The organism is Micromonospora sp. NPDC049801, from assembly GCF_040656575.1.
GTDB lineage: Bacteria > Actinomycetota > Actinomycetes > Mycobacteriales > Micromonosporaceae > Micromonospora.
Genome location: NZ_JBFAMS010000013.1, coordinates 38,775 through 55,279, shown reverse-complemented (window position 1 = coordinate 55,279; position 16,505 = coordinate 38,775). Strand labels below are relative to the sequence as shown.

13 protein-coding genes are annotated in these 16,505 nt (G+C 72.6%); 8 read left to right on the top strand and 5 right to left on the bottom strand.

All coding sequences use genetic code 11. The features are described from left to right. Nucleotides 1-162: 162 nt before the first annotated feature. Nucleotides 163-1,428 carry a multidrug effflux MFS transporter gene (locus tag AB0I89_RS22595; RefSeq protein ID WP_357129999.1) on the top strand — a complete coding sequence of 422 codons (1,266 nt, stop codon included), beginning with the start codon at nucleotides 163-165 and terminating at the stop codon, nucleotides 1,426-1,428. Between the two features lie 53 nt (nucleotides 1,429-1,481). Here AB0I89_RS22595 and AB0I89_RS22590 read toward each other — a convergent pair whose 3' ends face one another. Then, the gene (locus tag AB0I89_RS22590) at nucleotides 1,482-2,147 is read right to left on the bottom strand and encodes a hypothetical protein (protein ID WP_357129996.1); all 666 of its coding nucleotides are present in this window, start codon (nucleotides 2,145-2,147) and stop codon (nucleotides 1,482-1,484) included. A 23-nt stretch (nucleotides 2,148-2,170) separates the two neighbouring features. On the opposite strand from AB0I89_RS22590, the gene AB0I89_RS22585 reads away from it, so the two are divergent. Together AB0I89_RS22585 and AB0I89_RS22580 are read left to right on the top strand one after the other, a co-directional pair. Beyond that, a complete protein-coding gene (locus AB0I89_RS22585) occupies nucleotides 2,171-2,689 on the top strand; it encodes a hotdog domain-containing protein (RefSeq protein WP_355048801.1) in 519 nt (172 codons plus the stop codon). A gap of 197 nt (nucleotides 2,690-2,886) precedes the next feature. Then, nucleotides 2,887-4,857, top strand: coding sequence for an acetoacetate--CoA ligase (locus AB0I89_RS22580; RefSeq protein WP_357129992.1), 1,971 nt, complete (start codon nucleotides 2,887-2,889; stop codon nucleotides 4,855-4,857). Nucleotides 4,858-5,162: 305 nt separating this feature from the next. Here the strand turns inward: AB0I89_RS22580 and AB0I89_RS22575 are convergent, their stop codons facing one another. Then, complete coding sequence (locus AB0I89_RS22575; protein ID WP_357129989.1) at nucleotides 5,163-5,852, bottom strand: TIGR03089 family protein; 690 nt, start codon at nucleotides 5,850-5,852, stop codon at nucleotides 5,163-5,165. A gap of 152 nt (nucleotides 5,853-6,004) precedes the next feature. Here AB0I89_RS22575 and AB0I89_RS22570 point away from each other — a divergent pair, with 152 nt between their 5' ends. Beyond that, nucleotides 6,005-7,150: a glycosyltransferase family 1 protein gene (locus AB0I89_RS22570; RefSeq protein ID WP_357129986.1), complete on the top strand. Its 1,146-nt coding sequence runs from the start codon at nucleotides 6,005-6,007 to the stop codon at nucleotides 7,148-7,150. Nucleotides 7,151-7,214: 64 nt separating this feature from the next. Further along, nucleotides 7,215-8,306, top strand: a complete 1,092-nt coding sequence (locus tag AB0I89_RS22565; RefSeq protein WP_357129983.1) for a sugar phosphate nucleotidyltransferase — start codon at nucleotides 7,215-7,217, stop codon at nucleotides 8,304-8,306. A gap of 49 nt (nucleotides 8,307-8,355) precedes the next feature. On the opposite strand, the gene AB0I89_RS22560 is transcribed toward AB0I89_RS22565, so the two are convergent. Next, nucleotides 8,356-8,955 carry an NUDIX hydrolase gene (locus AB0I89_RS22560; RefSeq protein ID WP_357129980.1) on the bottom strand — a complete coding sequence of 200 codons (600 nt, stop codon included), beginning with the start codon at nucleotides 8,953-8,955 and terminating at the stop codon, nucleotides 8,356-8,358. A gap of 323 nt (nucleotides 8,956-9,278) precedes the next feature. Between AB0I89_RS22560 and AB0I89_RS22555 the strand changes: the two genes are divergently transcribed. After that, entirely contained in the window at nucleotides 9,279-10,277 is a 999-nt protein-coding gene (locus AB0I89_RS22555; RefSeq protein WP_357129977.1) for a winged helix-turn-helix domain-containing protein, read from the top strand. A 122-nt stretch (nucleotides 10,278-10,399) separates the two neighbouring features. Here the strand turns inward: AB0I89_RS22555 and AB0I89_RS22550 are convergent, their stop codons facing one another. Continuing rightward, a complete protein-coding gene (locus AB0I89_RS22550) occupies nucleotides 10,400-11,488 on the bottom strand; it encodes a coenzyme F420-0:L-glutamate ligase (RefSeq protein WP_357129974.1) in 1,089 nt (362 codons plus the stop codon). Next, nucleotides 11,485-12,456 (bottom strand): 2-phospho-L-lactate transferase, encoded by a 972-nt coding sequence (gene cofD / locus AB0I89_RS22545; RefSeq protein ID WP_357129971.1) that lies wholly within the window; start codon nucleotides 12,454-12,456, stop codon nucleotides 11,485-11,487. Before cofD ends, AB0I89_RS22550 begins: the two co-directional genes overlap by 4 nt. A gap of 98 nt (nucleotides 12,457-12,554) precedes the next feature. Here cofD and AB0I89_RS22540 point away from each other — a divergent pair, with 98 nt between their 5' ends. Continuing rightward, on the top strand, nucleotides 12,555-13,586 hold the full coding sequence (locus AB0I89_RS22540; protein WP_357129968.1) for a hypothetical protein: 1,032 nt from the start codon (nucleotides 12,555-12,557) through the stop codon (nucleotides 13,584-13,586). A gap of 246 nt (nucleotides 13,587-13,832) precedes the next feature. Continuing rightward, nucleotides 13,833-16,376 (top strand): bifunctional FO biosynthesis protein CofGH, encoded by a 2,544-nt coding sequence (locus AB0I89_RS22535; protein WP_357129965.1) that lies wholly within the window; start codon nucleotides 13,833-13,835, stop codon nucleotides 16,374-16,376. The last annotated feature ends 129 nt before the right edge of the window (nucleotides 16,377-16,505 follow it).

The window sequence follows — 16,505 nt, the reverse complement described above, 5'->3', positions numbered from 1 at the left end:
GGACCGGGGCCTGATCGACCCGGTGCGGGCCCGCTCCCCCGGGTACGTGAGCGCCGCGCGGGAATCTTGATCCACCTCCATGGCGTTGCAGCCGGGAGAGTCACCCCGCCCCGGCCTCGTCGACCTCGATGACGGCGCTTCCGCACCCGGAGAGAGATCAAGTTGGCGAAGCCCACCCCCGAGCAGGACGCGCTGCCCGGCGACCTGATGACCAACCGCCAACGCACGCAACTCGTGCTCGTGCTCGGTGCGTTGATCGCCATCGGCCCCCTGACCATCGACATGTACCTGCCGGCGCTGCCGGCCATCACGACCGGCCTGCAGACCACCGAGACCGCCGTGCAGTTGACGCTCACCGGCACGTTGATCGGCCTCGCGCTGGGCCAGTTGCTGATCGGGCCGGTCTCCGACGTGGTCGGCCGACGCCTGCCACTGCTCGCCGGCCTCGCCGCGCACATCGTGGCGTCCGTACTGTGCGTCGTCGCGCCCAACATCGCCGTGCTCGGCGCACTACGCGTCCTGCAGGGCCTCGGCGTCGCCGCCGCCACCGTGGTCGCCACGGCCGTCGTCCGCGACCTGTTCAGCGGCGCGTCGTTCGCGCGGATCTTCTCCCGGTTGATGCTGGTCATGGGTCTCGCCCCGGTCCTCGCGCCGACGCTGGGCAGCGGGCTGCTGCGCTGGACCGAGTGGCGCGGCGTGTTCGCGGCGTTGGCCGTACTGGGCGCGTTGCTGATCGTCGTCGCGGCCATGAAGCTGCCGGAGACCCTCGACGTGTCACGCCGCCGGCACGGTGGTGTCGCGGCGACCCTGCGGGACTACCGAGGACTGGTGAGCGATCGGGCCTTCGTCGGTCTGGTGCTGGTCGCCGGGCTGGCCATGGCGTCGCTGTTCGCGTACGTCTCCGGGTCGTCCTTCGTCCTCCAGCGGGAGTACGGCCTCGACGAGCAGCAGTTCGGCCTGGCCTTCGGCGCCGGCGCGGTGGGCCTGATCGGGGCCACCCAGTTCAACGTCCGGCTGCTGCGGCGCTACACGCCACAGCAGATCCTCGTCCTGGCCCTGGTCGCCGGGACGGCGGCCGGCCTGCTGCTGGTGCTGTTCGCCGCCACCGGCATCGGGGGCCTGGGCACCCTGCTCGCGTCGCTGTGGCTGGTGTTGGCCGCGGCCGGTCTGGCCCTGCCGAACGCGCCGGCGCTGGCGATGAGCCGGCACAGCGAGGCGGCGGGCACGGCAGCGGCGCTGCTCGGCGCCGTCCAGTTCGGCGTCGGCGCGCTGTCCGCGCCCCTTGCCGGCCTGTTCGGGACGGGGAGCGTACCGATGGCGATCGTCATCGCGGGCGGCATGGCCGCGGCGCTGGCGGTCATGGTCCTGGTCGTGCCCCGCGCCACCCTCGGCGCGGTCGACCCGGACCTGGCCGTCGCCGTGCACTAGTCGCGCTCGCGCGGGTCTGGTCGGGCGGGCCGGGTTTCCGGCCCGCCCGACGGTCAGCGGATCTCGGTGGTGTCCTCGGGCCGCGACTGACCGCGCGGCGGCGCGGACCACGGCGATTCGCCGCCCACCCGGCGCGGCAGCGGCTCGGTCGGCGTCGGATCGGCCGGGTAGCCCAGGGTCAGCGGCGCGGTTTCGCGCTCCGCCGGTTCGGACGACGACCAGTCGGTCAGCGTGAAGTCGTCGCCGCGCGGTGCGTCCACCGGGGCCGGGGCGGCGGCCGGCACGGTCACCGGCTGCGGCCACCGCCGCCAGCGTTGACCGCTGAACGTCGCCATCAGCAGCAGCAGACCGATCAGGAAGAGCGTGCCGTTCTCGACCGGCAGCCGCAGCGGCAGCGGGTCACCGAACACCTTCCACTCGTGCGGGATGGCGTCGCGCACCTCGAACGGTGCCACGAACATCCCGATGTACGGGGTGACCAGCAGCAGCCCGGCCAGCAGTGGCCCCGCCGGCGAGAAACGCAGTGTGCCGAGCAGCCCGAGCAGGACACCGCCGACACCGAGGTACACGGCCGGTTCGATCAGGTTGGCGGTGTTGAAGGTGCCGATCTCCACCCAGCGGTCGACCGTCCGGCTCGACCCGTCCTGCCCGAGCGTGACAAGCACCCACGTGATGGGTGCCACCACCAACCCGGCGAGGAAGCTCCAGAGATGTCGCATCCGCGCACCGTACCGTTTCCGGCATGACCGAGCACCTCTCCGCCGCTCCGACCGGCAAGCCGACGTCGTACTCCCGGGTCACCCTCAGCAAGATCATGACTGCGGTGGACGTCAACCTCTACGGAACCGTCCACGGCGGGGTCCTGATGAAGTTCGTCGACGACGTGGCCGGTGCCGCTGCCGCCCGGCACAGCGGCGGGACGGCGGTCACCGCGGCGATCGACGAGATCGTCTTCTCCGAGGCCGTCCGGGTCGGTGACCTGGTGCACGCGCACGCCCAGGTCAACTGGACCGGGCAGACCTCGATGGAGGTGGGGGTGCGGGTGGTCGCCGAGCGGTGGGACTCGGCCGAGGACGCGCCGGTCCGGGTCGCCACGGCGTACCTGGTCTTCGTCGGGGTGGACGTCGGCGGCGCGCCGCGCACGGTCCGCCCGGTGCTGCCGGAGACGCCGGACGACGAACGCCGGTACCGGGAGGCGGAGATCCGCCGCGAGCACCGCCTGGCCCGCCGACGGGCCATCCAGGCGCACCGGGCCGGCTGAGCTCGAAGGAAGGGCCCCTTCCTAACGCTAAGCGTTAGGAAGGGGCCCTTCCTTCACCCACATGGGTTGGCGCGGTGGAGTGTGGGCCGGGCACGCGTCGATCGGCCCACCCGGTGCGCAGAATGGCGCTTCGAGGTAGGGCAAGATGGCGCCACGGCCCATGCACAGTGTCGTGCGGCCGGGGGGAGGGTGGAGCAGTGGGTGACGTGCTGTGGACGCCGCCGGCGGACGTGCTCGAGCGGTCCCGGATCGGCGGCTACCTGCGCTGGCTGCGGGAGCACCGCGGGCTGGACTTCGCCGACTACGACGCGCTGTGGCGCTGGTCCGTCACCGACCTGGACGGGTTCTGGCGCTCGATCTGGGACCACTTCGAGGTCATCGCGCACACCCCGCCGACGGCCACCCTGGCCGAGCGGACCATGCCCGGCGCCCACTGGTTCCCCGACGCCACCCTCAACTACGCCGAGAACGTGCTGCGCATGCCGGGCCGCGCCGACGACGACCCGGTCGTCATCGCGCACAGCCAGACCCGACCGCCGGTCACCCTCACCGCCGCCGAGCTGCGCGAGCAGGTCCGCCGGGTGTCGGCCGGTCTGCGCCGGCTCGGCGTCACCGCCGGGGACCGGGTGGCGGCGTACGCGCCGAACATCTCCGAGACGTACGTCCTGCTGCTCGCCACCGCCAGCCTGGGCGCGGTCTTCTCGTCCTGCGCGCCCGAGTTCGGCACCCGCAGCGTCACCGACCGGTGGCAGCAGATCGAGCCGACGGTGCTGGTCGCCGTGGACGGCTACCGGTACGGCGACAAGCCCGTCGACCGGCGGGCCGAGGTCAAGGCCATCCGGGCCGCCCTTCCGTCGGTACGGCACACCGTCGGCATCGCGTACCTCGACCCGAACGGCCCGACGCCCGACGGCGTCCTCGACTGGGCGGACCTGGCCGCGCCCACCGACGAGCCGTTGACGTTCACGCCGGTCCCGTTCGACCACCCGCTGTACGTGCTCTACTCCTCAGGCACCACCGGGCTGCCCAAGCCGATCGTCCACGGCCACGGCGGCATCCTGCTGGAACATCTGAAGATGCTCGCCCTGCACCACGACCTCGGCCCGTCCGACCGGTTCTTCTGGTTCACCACCACCGGCTGGATGATGTGGAACTTCCTGGTCTCCGGGCCGGCGGTGGGCGCGGCCATCGTGCTCTTCGACGGCAACCCCGGCCACCCCGACCTCGGCGGGCTGTGGCGACTGGCCGCCGAGACCGGCACCACCTACTTCGGCACCTCGGCGCCGTACCTGCTGGCCTGCCGCAAGGCCGGCGTGGTGCCGCGCGAGATCGCGGACCTGTCCGCGCTGCGCGGCGTCGGTTCCACCGGCGCGCCGCTGCCCGCCGAGGGCTTCCAATGGGTGTACGACACGGTCGGCGACCAGGTGCAGCTCCAGTCGCTGTCCGGCGGCACCGACGTGTGCACGGGCTTCGTCGGCGGAGTGCCGCTGCTGCCCGTGTACGCCGGAGAGATCGCCTGCCGTGCGTTGGGCGCCAAGGTGGAGGCCCGCTCGGCCGACGGCACCCCGGTGATCGGTGAACTGGGCGAGTTGGTGATCACCGAGCCGATGCCGAGCATGCCGGTGGGCTTCTGGAACGACCCGGACGGCGTCCGCTACTCCGAGGCGTACTTCTCGGTCTACCCCGGTGTGTGGCGGCACGGCGACTGGATCACCATCAACGACCGAGGCGGCTGCGTGATCACCGGACGCTCCGACGCCACCCTCAACCGCGGCGGCGTACGACTCGGCACCGCCGAGTTCTACTCGGTGGTCGAAGGGCTCGACGAGGTCGTCGACTCGGTCGTCGTGCACCTGGAGGACGACGAGGGCGGCGCAGGTGAGCTGCTGCTCTTCGTCGTGCTGGCCGACGGCCTGGAACTGGACGACGCGCTGCGCACGAAGATCAGCCGTGAGCTGCGTACGGCGCTCTCCCCCCGGCACGTCCCCGACGAGATCCACCAGGTGCGCGCGGTACCCCGAACCCTCTCGGCCAAGAAGCTTGAGGTACCGGTCAAGAAGATCCTCACCGGCACCCCGGTCGACGACGCAGCGGCGAAGGGTGCCCTGGCCAACCCCGAGTCCCTGACCGCCTTCGCCACCTTCGCCCAGTCCCGCCCCCACCCCTGACCCGGGGCTCCGGACGCCCGACCCCCGCCCCCACATCGCCCCCACCCCCACAGGCCCCGGCTCCGCGCAGGGCTCCCGCCCCCGCACGCGTCGATCATGGAGTTGTGGTGCCCCGTAAGGGGTGCATATCCCTGCCATTCGGCCACCACGACTCCATGATCGACCCGGCCTGGCCCTGGAGCCCCGCGATCTTGCACTTTCTGTCGCCGCCTAAGGGGCATTCCACGCGTATCGGCAACCGAAACTGCAAGATCGCGGGTGCGGGTGCGGGTGCGGGGGGTGTGGGGGCGGGGTGCGGGTGCAGGCTACGGGAGGGAGTGGGTGACCTTTTCGCTGGACAGTCGGGTAGCCAGACGGGTTGGGTCCAGGTTGGCGCAGAGGACCACCGTGGCGGCCCGGGTCAGCGGCGCGAGGAGCCAGTCGACCGGGTCGGGGTAGCGGGCGGCGTCGACCAGGAGACGCGCGCCCCGCTCGATGCCCAGCTCGCCGGCGCGGGCCTCGGCTCGGCTCAGCAGGTGCGCGTCGGTGGGGCCCGGACCCGGCTGTGGGGTGAAGTGGTCGCCGTGCCCGCGTACCTCGACCACATAGTCGGCGAAACCGGGCGGCGCCTGCCGCAGTGGGGCGGCGAGCGGGGCGAGGCCCAGGGCGTAGCGCTCGTCCGCCGGCCAGGACTGCGCCTCGTCGAACCGGTCGGCGGCGGCGAAGAGGACGTCCACGTTTCCCGGCGTGTCGAGGACGCTCAGCTTGGCCGACCAGCAGCCCAGCAGCACGGCGGCGGTCTGCCAGTGCGGAGGGAGCAGGACGCCGGCCGGTGTGCCCGGCGCGAGGCCGACCTCGTCGACGAGGAGATTGGCGGTCTTCGACACCCAGTTCGCCAGGGTCGCGCCGGAGAGTTCGGTGCGGTCTCCGGTGGAGTCGTCGTACCAGGTCAGCAGCGGTCGAGTCGGGTCGGTCGCGATCGCGTCGGCGAAGACCCGGGCAATGTTGTCGGCCATCGGCGCGAACGATACGCCTCCGCGCCCCGTACTCGATGACGATGACAAGTCGGCGTACGGTCGGGTCGCAGTCAGCGTCCGCCCCGTACTCCGGCGTAGGCTTTACCCCCGGAGTGTTGTTCCCCACAGACCCACCCGCAAGGAGTCGCCCCGTGACCGCCGGTCGCCCGCCCCGCGTGCTCATCGACGCCACGAGTGTCCCCGCCGACCGTGGTGGTGTCGGTCGATACGTCGACGGTCTGCTCGGCGCCCTCGGCAAGGTGTGCGGGTCGGGGGTGGAGCTGGCCGTGGTGAGCCTCCGCACCGACCAGGAGCGTTACACCCGGATGCTGCCCGGCGCGGAGATCATCCCCGCCCCGGCGGCGGTGGCGCACCGCCCGGCCCGCCTCGCCTGGGAGCAGACCGGCCTGCCGCTGCTCGCCCAGCAGGTCGGCGCGCACGTGCTGCACTCGCCCTTCTACACCTGCCCGCTGCGGGCCGGGTGCCCGGTGACGGTCACCGTGCACGACGCGACGTTCTTCACCGAGCCGGAGCACTACGACAAGTCTCGCCGGACGTTCTTCCGCAGCGCCATCAAGACGTCGATGCGCCGCGCCGACCGGGTGATCGTGCCCAGCAAGGCCACCCGTGACGAGTTGATCCGGCTGCTCGACGCCGACCCGACCCGCATCGACGTGGCCTACCACGGCGTCGACCACGCCGCCTTCCACGCGCCGAGCGAGGATGAGAAGGCCCGCGTACGTGCTCGGCTGGGGCTGGGCAACAGCAGCTACGTCGCCTTCCTCGGCGCCAAGGAGCCGCGCAAGAACGTACCCAATCTGATCCGGGGTTGGGCTCGCGCGGTGTCCGAGCGGACCGACCCGCCGGCGCTGGTGATCGCCGGCGGGCAGGGGCACGACGACGACATCGACCGCGCGGTGGCCGAGGTGCCGTCGCACCTGCGCCTGCTGCGTCCCGGTTATCTGCGGTACGCCGACCTGCCCGGCTTCCTCGGCGGTGCGCTGGTCGCCGCCTACCCGTCGTACGGCGAGGGGTTCGGCCTGCCGATCCTGGAGGCGATGGCGTGCGCCGCCCCGGTGCTGACCACGCCCCGCCTGTCGCTGCCCGAGGTGGGTGGCGACGCGGTCGCGTACACCTCGGAGGACCCGGACCAGATCGCCACCGACCTGGCCGCCCTGCTGGACGACGAGCAGCGCCGGTTGTCGCTGGCGAAGGCCGGCTTCGACCGGGCCAAGGAGTTCACCTGGGAGTCCAGCGCCGAGGTGCACATCGCTGCGTGGAGTCGTGCCCGTTCGTGACCGTTCGGGCGCCCTCGTGGTGACCCGTGCCACTGCGGGACGATGCGTCGGGCATGATGTGCGGATGCTTTATGCGGTCATCCCGGCAGGTGGCAGCGGCACAAGGTTGTGGCCGTTGTCCCGCGCCGGCCACCCCAAGTTCCTCCACCCGCTGACCGGCACCAGTTCCTCGCTGTTGCAGGCGACCGTGGAGCGGCTCGCGCCGCTGACCACGCCGGATCGGACCCTTGTGGTCACCGGAGCCGCGCACGTCGCGGCGGTCGCCCGGCAGCTCACCGGGCTGCCGGAGGAGAACATCCTGGTCGAGCCGTCCCCCCGGGACTCCTGCGCGGCGATCGCGCTGGCCGCGGCGGTGATCGCGGTCCGCGATCCGGAGGCGGTGATGGGCAGCTTCGCGGCCGACCACCTGATCCGTGACCCGGACAGCTGGGTGCGTACGGTCCAGGAGGCGGTCCGGGGCGCCGAGCAGGGCATGCTGATGACCGTCGGGATCACCCCGACCAGGCCGGAGACCGGGTACGGCTATCTGGAGACCGACGAGGCCACCGACGGCGCCCCGTGGCGGCAGGTGGCCGAGTTCAAGGAGAAGCCGGCAGCCGAGGTCGCCGAGGCGTACGTCCGATCGGGTCGACACCTCTGGAACGCCAGCATGTTCGTCTGGCGGGTGGACGTGTTCCTCGCCGAGCTGGCCCGTCAGCAGCCGGCGCTGCACGCTGGGGTCACCGCGATCGCCGCTGCCTGGGGCACGCCGGAGCAGGACGATGTCCTCGGCACGGTGTGGCCGACGCTGCCGAAGATCTCCGTCGACTACGCGGTGATGGAGGGCGCGGCCACCGCGGGCCGGGTGGCCACCGTGCCGGGTGACTTCGGCTGGAACGACGTCGGCGACTTCCACACCCTCGGCGACGTGCTCCCCGCGGATGACGCGGGCAACGTGGTGCTCGGTACGGACGCCAAGCCGGGCGTGCTGCTGCGGGACACCGCCGACCTGGTCGTGGTGCCACAGTCGGGTCGGCTGGTGGCGGTCATCGGTGTGCGTGACCTGATCGTGGTGGACACCCCGGACGCGGTGCTGGTCTGTCCGCGCGAGCGGGCCCAGGACGTCAAGCTGCTGGTCGACGAGCTCAAGGAGCGCGGCGAAGAGGGCTACATCTGACGTCCGGTGCGTGACGCTGGCGACGGGAACTCCCGTCGCCAGCGCTGCGTCACCACCTTTGGAGGGCGGTGAGGGCCGGCTCGACGAGTTGTGCGGTCCCGCCGGCCAGCGGCTCGGGCAGCCGGTCGGGCGGGAACCACCCCAGCGCCTCGGACTCGTCGCTGACCTGCTCGACCGCGTCGGCCGGGGCGACCACGGCGAACCGGATGTCGTAGTGGCGCGAGCCGCCCTGGCACTGCACCTCGTGCACGTCGATGTCGATCGGCACCGGGTCGATGCGCAGCCCGGTGATGCCGGATTCCTCGGTGGCCTCGCGCAGCGCGGCCCCGACAAGGGTCCGGTCGACCGGCTCACAGTGCCCGCCGAGCTGCACCCACCGGCTGAACTTGGCGTGTAGGCAGAGCAGTACCCGCGCCCCGGTCGGGTCCAGCACCAGCGCGCTCGCGGTGACGTGGCCGGGGCGGTGTTGTCGGCTCATCGCGATCGGCCCGGCGGCGAGCAATGCGAGGGTGCGATCCCGTGCCTCGGCCGACGCCGAGCTGGTCGGCTGCCAACCTTCGAGCAGCGCGACCGCGTCGGCGTGCAGTGCCGCGAACGTCGTGGGATCGATGGGGTCGACGGTGGGTCCGGTCATCGCGGTGTCGGGCATCCCGTCACTCTACGAGCGGTCGGCTCTCGGCCTGGCCGGCGACGCGTACCACGGCGGCGGGGTGACCGGACGACACCTCTGCGGAGCAAGGGCCGCAGACCCTCGTGGTGCCGCCCGATCACCGGTCCTCCCCAGTCCCGGTGCCCCGGCGTCGAACGCGTCAAGGACGCGTCGGTGCCGTGCGCGGGCACTGGAAGCATGCCTAACCGTCCCCGAGGGCGTCGAGGTTTTTCAGTCCAGGCTTAAAGATGGAGATAACTGCCGGCCAGGTAGAGTCGAAATGGCCGTCCGGCATCCCTCTGCCGGCGGCACGGGAGTGCTCCATGCTGAAGATCCACTTTTCCGGCGAGGACATCCTCCGGACCCGGGTGGCACCGGCGGCCGACCCGGTCTGGGAGTTGGTCCTCAGCCTGCACGCGTTGCAGAGCCGCAACCGCGACCCGCTGACGTCGGCGTGGCGGCACACCGTGACCCGCGGGCTACGCCGGGACATCGCCTCCGACCAGCTCCGACTGCTCTTCGCCCTGAATCCGCCGCGCGGCTACTTTCCCGACTTCCTCACCCCGTACGCCAGTGTGGAAGGTTTCGAGGCAGGCTTGGAAGCGGTTCGCAGCACGCCGATCGAGGTGCTCCAGCGGGACCTGACCCTGGTGGCCGCCGAGAACCCGCTGCCCGCCTCGGCCGCCGCGCTGGCCCGTGGCGACGTGGCGACACTGCGGCACCTCGCGGATTCGATGGAGCAGTACCGGGCGTTGGCGATCGGCCCGTACTGGAGCCGGATCCAGGCCGCCGTCGCGGCGGACCGTAACCGTCGTGCGCGCGCCCTCCTCGACGGCGGCGTCGAGGCCCTCCTGACCAGCCTGCGCCCGACCATGCGCTGGTCGGGCGGGGTGCTCGAGGTGCGTGACTACCCGCACAGCCGCGAGTTGCACCTGGACGGGCGAGGGCTGCTGCTGGTGCCGTCGTTCTTCTGCGCACCCACGCCGGTCGCCCTGCTCGACCCGGCGCTGCCGCCCGTCCTGGTCTATCCCGTGGACCGGCTGGGCGGCCTCGCCGCCGCCGACGGCGAGGCGTCGGCCGCGACCGGTACCGGCCGTGACTCGCTGGCCGCGCTTCTCGGCCGGACCAGGGCCGCGGTGCTACAGGCCAGCGACGACGGCTGTACGACGGGTGAGATGGCCCGTCGGCTCGACATCTCCCCGGCGGCGGCGAGCCAGCACGCCACCGTGCTGCGCAACGCCGGCCTGCTCGTCAGCCACCGCGACCGCAACACCGTGCTGCACACGCTGACCCCGCTGGGCCGAGCCGTCCTGGAGGCCTAACCCCACCCCACCCGATTCATCATGAAGTTATTGCCCGGACACGCCGAGGCAGCGGGTAATAACTTCATGATCAATGCCGAGGTCGGCCGGGCCGGGCGGGGCCGGGCGGCCGGGTGGCGGGATTACAGGGCTAGGGCGGCGCTTGCTGGGCTGCCGGCGGGTGGGGGCAGCAGCGTCGAGCCGACGCCCTCGGCGGCCAGGGCGATGCGCAGCCGGTGCAGGTCGGCGCCGAAGCGGACCAGGTCCATCGGGTCGACCGGCGCCGGGGCGGTGCCGAGTACCAGCGCGGTGGCGTCGGTGGGCCAGCCGGGCACCTCGGCGACCAGGCCGGCGCGTACCTCTGCCTCGTCGACGAGCGTGAAGACCGTGCCCGGGGTGACCACCTCGGCCACCGCGTCGAGCGCCCGCCGCACCGTGGCGGGGTCGATCGGCTCGGGGCCGACGGTCTCGACGAGGGTCGCGGCGTCGGCCAGCCCGGCGGCCCGGGCCTCGGCGGTGCCCAACGAGAAGAGGTCCTGCGCGGCGTCCCGGACCAGCGCACGCGCGCCACCGGAGTCGTCCGCGCCGGTGGCGGTGAGGTAGCCCCGCACCACTGCCACCGGGACCTGGTCACACTTACCCTTGATCAACTCGCCGGCGCCCGCCAGCTCGTCCACCACGGCCATCTGGGTGAGCTGGAGCTCGTTGCCGTACGGGTCGACCTCGCCCCGGTGGTCGCGGATGGCCGGCATGCCGGCGACCCCGAGCGCGACGTCGGTCAGCCCGTTCCGCCAGGGCCGGCCCATGGTGTCGCTGACGATCACCGCGACGTCGAGGTCGTACCGTTCCCGGAGCGCGGCGCGCAGCTCCCGTGCCGACGCGTCCGGGTCCACGGGTAACAGCACCAGCCGGGTCTTGTCGACGTTCGACGCGTCGATCCCGGCGGACGCCATCACGAACCCGTGGTGGGTCTGCACGATCCGGGTCGCGCCCCGGCTGGCCACGACCCGCGCGGTCTCGGCCGCCAGCACCTCCTCGCGTGCGGCGAGCCGCTCGGGCCCGTCCGCCGGGACGTCGACCAGGCGCCCCTCCGCCTTGGAGACGATCTTGCTGGTCACCACCAGCACGTCGCCGTCGCGCAGCCACGGCGCGGCGGTGGCGATCAACGCCGCCAGGTCGTCGCCCTCGGTCACGTGGCCGATGCCCAGCACCGGCAGGATCTCCAGCCTCACGTCAACTCCACCGCGGCGCGGACCATCGCCGCCGTCGCCGCCTCGTCGGTCATCCGCAGCGGCACCGCGCGGACCGTCACCTCCGGCACCAGCGTGTCGGCGTCCTCCTCGGCGACCAGCCAGCCGTCCAGCAGGCCGCCGGCCGACCGGCCACCGTACAGGCGGCCCACCCCCGCGGCGCTGCACTCAACCCCGAGCACCTCGAGACAGCGGTCGGCCATCCCGCGTACCGGCGCGCCGCCGATGATCGGCGAGACCCCCACCACCGGCGCCGGGCCGTCCACCACGGCCTCACGCATCCCGGGTACGGCGAGCACGGGCGCGACGCTCACCACCGGATTGCTCGGGGCGACCAGCACCAGGTCGGCCGCCCCGATGGCGTCCAGCACACCCGGTGCCGGCTTCGCCGTCTCCGCGCCCACGAACACGAAACGGTGGGTCGGGATGTTCGCCCGGTACCGCACCCACCACTCCTGGAAGTGGATGGCCCGCTGGCCCTGGTCGTCCTCGGCAGCGGGCTCACCGCCGCCGCTGACGATGGCGTGGGTCTCCAGCCGGTCGTCGGTCGCCGGGAGCAGGCGTACGCCCGGTTGCCAGCGGCTCGCCAGCGCCTCGGTGACCGCGCTGAGCGGGTAACCACCGTTGAGCATGGTGCTGCGGACCAGGTGGGTGGCGATGTCCTTGTCGCCGAGGCCGAACCAGGTGGGCTCGACGCCGTACCCGGCCAGCTCCTCCTTGACCGTCCAGCTCTCACCGACCCGGCCCCAGCCCCGCTCCGGGTCGGCGCCGCCGCCGAGGGTGTACATGACGCTGTCCAGATCGGGGCAGATCTTCAACCCGTGCAGCCACAGGTCGTCGCCGACGTTGACCACGGCGGTCACCTCGGCGTCGACCTCGCGGGCGTACGCCCGGACGCCGAGCAGGAACCGGGCGCCCCCGATGCCGCCGGCCAGAACCACGATGCGCATGTCGACCATCCTCGCGTACGTGACGCCTCCGGTCCGCCGGTGCCCGGGGAGACTAGGCTCACGTGCGCCCTGTCCGTCAATGCCCCGAGGGGGAGCTCGTGACCAGCCCCGCCGAGCCCGCGTCCGCCGACGCGACGCAGGCCCGCCAGCTGACCAAGCCACTGCGCGAACTGGGTGCGCTCGCCCTGCTCGGCGCGAACGCCGTGTTCCTTTTCGTGGGGCTGCTCCGGTTGCTCATTCCGGCCGACTACACCGACTTCACCGGTCGGGCGGGCAGTTCCTTCTTCTCGTTCATCGGGGTGGAGGCGGTGGTCCTGCCGTTGCTGGCCGTGCTGCTGGCGACCCACGTCGCGCCGGTGCTGCCGAAGGCGAAGCTCATCACGCAGGTGGCGCTCGGCGAGTACGCGGTCAGCGCGCTGTTCGGCACGCTCACCATGCTGATCTGGACGGTCGGCCGGCTCGCCGAGGCGGAGATCCTCGACGCGCTGCTCGGCGTGCTGACCCGCTTCGCCTGGCTGGTGATCTTCGCGGTGGCCGCCTGGGTGGTGTTCACGATCTGGCGGGCGTTCTACTACGTGCCCAAGCCCAAGCCGCAGCAGGGCGTCTACGGGCAGCCGCCGCAGGGCTGGCCGCAGCAGCCCGGTGGTTGGCCGGCCCCCGGTCAGCCCGGTGGTCAGCCGCAGGCCGGTTGGGCCGCCCCCGGCCAGCCGGGCGGCTACCCGCAGGCGGGTCAGCCGGGCGGCTACCCGCCGGCGCAGTTCCCGGGCCAGTACGGCCAGCCGTCGCCGCCGTTCCAGGCCCCGCAGTCCGCGCCGCCGTTCCCCCAGTCCGCGCCGCCGCACCCGCAGTCAGCACCGCCGTTCCCGCAGTCCGCGTCGCCGGCCAACCCGGGCCCGCAGTCCGCGCCGCCGGCCCACACCAGCCCGCAGTCCGCCCCGCCGGGCAACCCGGGACCGCAGTTCGCGCAGCCCGCGCCACCGTTCGGGCAGCCGCCGTCGGCCGACCCGACCCAGGCGATCCCGCGTCAGTCGGCCGAGCCGAGCCCTGCCGACCCGACCCAGGCGATCCCGCGTCCCGCGAACGAGGACAACGACCGCACCCAGCACATCAACCCCGAAGGCCCGCGCTGACCTGCACACCGCCAACCTCGCGCCGATCTTGCACTTTCGGTTGTCGGTTCGCGTGAAATACCCCAGGTGCCACCACAGAAAGTGCAAGATCGGCGAGCGGGTGCCGATCTTGCACTTTCTGTTGTCGTTATGAGTGCGATGCCCCTCGTGTCGCCACAGCAACTGCAAGATCGGCGAGGGCCGGGGTCGCGGGCTGTCGGGGCGGGGGTGGGTTGGGTGGGGGTTTGGGGCGCATAGGGTGAGCGGATGGTTGATCGCACCCAATCCGGCCCCAGCGAGGCGAGCGTGCGGCGGGCCCTGGGTCGGGCCGCCGCCGGCCGGGCGCTGGACCTTGACGAGGCGACCGCGCTGCTCGCCGCCCGTGGTGAGGCGCTGGACGAGCTGCTCCGGGTGGCCGGTCAGATCCGCGACGCCGGGCTGCGGGAGGCGGGGCGGCCGGGTGTCGTCACGTACTCGAAGAAGGTCTTCATCCCGCTGACCCGGCTCTGTCGGGACCGCTGCCACTACTGCACCTTCGCCACTGTGCCGCACCGCCTGCCGGCGCCGTTCCTGGACCGCGACGAGGTGCTGGCCATCGCCCGCGAGGGCGCCGCGCAGGGCTGCAAGGAGGCCCTGTTCACTCTCGGTGACCGGCCGGAGGAGCGGTGGCCGGCGGCCCGTACGTGGCTGGACGAGCGCGGCTACGACTCCACCCTGGACTACCTGCGCGCCTGCGCGGTGGCCGTGCTGGAGGAGACGGGCCTGTTGCCGCACCTCAACCCGGGGGTGCTGTCCTGGTCGGAGCTGCAACGGCTCAAGCCGGTCGCGCCGAGCATGGGCATGATGTTGGAGACCACCGCGACCCGCCTGTGGTCCGAGCCGGGCGGCCCGCACTACGGCTCACCCGACAAGGAGCCGGCGGTCCGGCTGCGGGTGCTCGACGACGCCGGGCGGGTCGGGGTGCCGTTCACCACCGGGCTGCTCATCGGCATCGGCGAGACGCCGGCCGAGCGGGTGGACGCGCTGTTCGCGATCCGTCGCGCCCACCGCGAGTACGGCCACCTCCAGGAGGTGATCGTGCAGAACTTCCGCGCCAAGCCGGACACGGCGATGCGGGGGATGCCCGACGCGGAGCTGCACGACCTGGCCGCCACGGTGGCCGTGGCCCGGCTGCTGCTCGGCCCGAAGGCCCGCATCCAGGCCCCGCCGAACCTCATCGCCGGCGAGTACGACCTGTTGCTGCGGGCCGGTATCGACGACTGGGGCGGCGTCTCGCCGCTCACCCCGGACCACGTGAATCCGGAGCGCCCGTGGCCGCAGATCGAGGAGCTGGCCCGGCACACCGAGTTGGCCGGGTTCACGCTGCGGGAGCGGTTGACGATCTACCCCGAGTACGTGCGGGCGGGTGACCCGTGGCTCGACCCGAGGCTGCTGCCGCACGTGTCCGCCCTCGCCGACCCGGCGACCGGCATGGCGGTCGAGTCGGCCCTCCCGCAGGGCCGGCCCTGGCAGGAGCCGGAGGAGGTGTTCGGCGGGCGGACCGATCTGCACGCCACCATCGACACCACCGGCCGCACTGACGACCGGCGCGGTGACTTCGACAGCGTCTACGGCGACTGGGCCGAGGTCGCCGGCAAGGTGACCCCGGAGGCGGCAGCGCAACGGGTCGCCGTACCCCCGATGACGGCCGGCAGTGGCGCGGACCGTGACCTTACGGCCGGGTTGCGGCTCGCGGCCGACGACCCGGCGGCGCTGCTCGACCCGGCCCACACCGACGCGGCGTTGGCGCTGTTCACGGCGGACGGGCCGGCGCTGGACGAGCTGTGCCGGCTCGCCGACGACGTGCGCCGGGACGCGGTCGGCGACGACGTGACCTACGTGGTCAACCGCAACATCAACTTCAGCAACGTCTGCTACGTGGGCTGCCGGTTCTGCGCGTTCGCGCAGCGTGAGCGGGACGCCGACGCCTACCGGCTCTCCGTCGACCAGGTCGCCGACCGGGCCGAGGAGGCATGGGCGGCCGGTGCCAGCGAGGTCTGCCTCCAGGGCGGAATCGACCCGAAGATGCCGGTCACCGGGTACGCCGACATCGTCCGCGCCATCAAGGCCCGGGTGCCCGAGATGCACGTGCACGCCTTCTCCCCGATGGAGATCGTCACCGCCGCCGCCAAGGCGGGCGTGCCGGTCCGCGAGTGGCTGACCCAGCTCCGCGAGGCCGGGCTGGACACCATCCCGGGCACCGCCGCGGAGATCCTCGACGACGACGTGCGCTGGGTGCTCACCAAGGGCAAACTGCCGGCCGCCGCCTGGGTCGACGTGGTCAGCACGGCCCACGAGCTGGGCATCCGGTCCAGCTCCACGATGATGTACGGCCACGTCGACCACCCGGGGCAGTGGCTGGCGCACTTTAGGGTGCTGGCCGGCGTGCAGGACCGTACCGGTGGGTTCACCGAGTTCGTGGCGCTACCGTTCGTGCACACCAACGCGCCGATCTACCTGGCCGGCATCGCCCGTCCCGGACCGACCTGGCGGGAGAACCGGGTGGTGCACGCGATGTCCCGGCTGCTGCTGCACGGCCGGATCGACAACATCCAGTGCTCCTGGGTGAAGCTCGGCGACGAGGGCACGGTGGCGATGCTCCAGGGCGGCTGCAACGACCTGGGCGGCACGCTCATGGAGGAGACCATCTCCCGGATGGCGGGGTCCGGCAACGGTTCGGCGCGTACCGAGGAGCAGTTGCGGGCCATCGCGACGGCGGCCGGGCGGCCGGCGCGCAAGCGGACGACCGCATACGGTCACGCTCGGCGCTGAGGTCGAACCTTTTCCCGCCGTCGGCCGTACCAAGCGGTGCCGGCGGCGGTCGCGGCGAGGGCCGCCGCCGGTGTTCCCCCAGGGGCCCGGCGACGTCGGTCGGCGGCACCGGACCCGTCACCGCGGGCG